The sequence below is a fragment of the Variovorax sp. E3 genome, assembly GCF_016082275.1.
Taxonomy (GTDB): domain Bacteria; phylum Pseudomonadota; class Gammaproteobacteria; order Burkholderiales; family Burkholderiaceae_C; genus Variovorax.
The window spans coordinates 1-978 of the sequence record NZ_MOWM01000352.1 but is presented as its reverse complement, the minus strand read 5'-3'; the positions used below and the strand labels follow the sequence as shown (position 1 = coordinate 978).

The 978-nt window shown below is 76.2% G+C and carries 1 protein-coding gene; it reads left to right on the top strand.

What is annotated here, in order from left to right:
- On the top strand, positions 1–978 hold a 978-nt coding region (locus BMG07_RS40805), incomplete at both ends, for a helix-turn-helix domain-containing protein (protein ID WP_198089225.1).

Below are 978 nucleotides of genomic sequence, written 5' to 3'. Positions count from 1 at the left end.
CCCGCCGGCACTCGCGCTGCGCGGCATTGCCATGGCCCAGCTCGGCGAGCATCCGCGTGCGCGCGAGCTGCTGCGCCGCGCCGCACGCGGCTTCGGCAGCCATGAAGAACTGGCGCGTGCGCGCTGCGTGGTCGCCGAGGCCGAGGTGGCGATGGCCATGCGCGACCTCGGTGGCTCGCCGCGCGCGCTGGCGTCGGCGGCGGCCACGCTCGAAGCGCGCGCCGATCACGCCAATGCGCTGCAGGCGCGGCTGATCGGAGCGCGTCGCCTGCTGCTGCTGGGCCGTCTCGACGAAGCGGCGGCCGCACTGGCAAAGCTCGACGTGCGCGGCCAGCCGCCTTCGCTGGCGGCCGTGGCCGAACTGACGGCGGCCGAACTGGCGCTGCGCTCGCTGCACATCGGCGAGGCCAAGGCCGCATTGGCCCGCGCGCACGACGCCGCCGAGCGGGCGCATGTGCCGGCCTTGCTGGCGGAAGTGGCCGAACTGCGCACGGCGCTCGACCACCCCGCGGCCCGGCGCCTTTCCGCCGGCGGCGAGCAGTCGCTGGGCCTCGAAGACGTGGCGGCGCTGCTGGCTTCGGACGCATTGGTCGTCGACGCCTGCCGCCGGGGCATCGGTGCCGGCGATGCATGGCGCCCGCTGGCGCGCCGCCCGGTGCTGTTCTCGCTGGCGCGCGCGCTGGCCGAGGCATGGCCCGGCGATGTCGATCGCGAAGCGCTGATCGAAAGCGCGTTTCGCACCCGCCACCCCGACGAGACGCACCGCGCGCGCCTGCGGGTCGAGATCGGGCGCCTGCGCGGGCTCGTCAAGGCGCTGGCCGGCATCGAGGCGACGGCGCGGGGTTTCGTGCTCCAGCCGCGCGACGGCCGCACGGTGGCCGTGCTTGCGCCGCCCATCGACGGCGAGCAGGCCTCGCTGGTGGCGCTGCTGTCGGACGGCGCGGCGTGGTCGACCTCGGCGCTGTCGCTGGCCCTGGG